At 72.4% G+C, this 800-nt stretch carries 1 protein-coding gene; it reads right to left on the reverse strand.

Annotated elements, in window-relative coordinates:
• The coding region (locus tag QC818_RS18300; RefSeq protein WP_309654303.1) for an FAD-linked oxidase C-terminal domain-containing protein at nt 1-800 on the reverse strand (800 nt) is incomplete at both ends.

Below are 800 nucleotides of genomic sequence, written 5' to 3' on the forward strand. Positions count from 1 at the left end.
TCGTAGTTGTAGCAGGCGCCGTTGCCGTTGCAGTAGACGGCGTCGCCGTGGGCCTGCCAGACCCGCTCGTCGATCCGGCGATCATGCTCGCCGCGGGTGGGCACGCCGTCGATGGTCAGCAGGCCCGGATCGACCCACTTGACGGCCTGCTCGTCTTCGCCCCCTTCCGGGCTGGACGGGGCGGCCTGGGCGTCATTTTCGGCCGAGGGCGCCCTACCCGCGTCTTCGGGCGGGTGGGAAAGCGCCGCGTCTTCGGGCGGGTGGGAAAGCGCGAGCGGGGTGGCGATCTTGCCGGGATTGAGCTGGTTATGCGGGTCGAAGGCGGCCTTGAGCCGGCGCAGGCTGGGGTAGAGCGGGCCGAAGAAGGCCGGGGCGTACTCGGAGCGCACGCCCTTGCCGTGCTCGCCCCACAGCAGGCCGCCGTACTTCCGGGTCAGCGCGGCCACCTCGTCGGAGATCTCGCGGATCAGCGCCGCCTGGGCGGGGTCCTTCATGTCCAGGGCCGGGCGCACGTGCAGCACCCCGGCGTCGACGTGGCCGAACATGCCGTAGTCGAGGTCGCGGGCGTCGAGCAGGGCGCGGAACTCGGCGATGTAGTCGGCCAGGTGCTCCGGGGGCACGGCGGTGTCCTCGACGAAGGGCAGCGGGCGCTGCTCGCCCTGGACGTTGCCGAGCAGGCCCACGGCGCGCTTGCGCATGCCGTAGACGCGCTGGATCTGCTCGCGCCCCTCGGCGAGGGTGTAGCCGAGGCGGTCGACGCTGCGGTCGTCCTCGAGGTGGCGGCAGAAGGCGGCGACCCG

This window comes from Halomonas koreensis (assembly GCF_031451675.1).
GTDB classification, from domain to species: Bacteria; Pseudomonadota; Gammaproteobacteria; order Pseudomonadales; family Halomonadaceae; genus Halomonas; species Halomonas koreensis.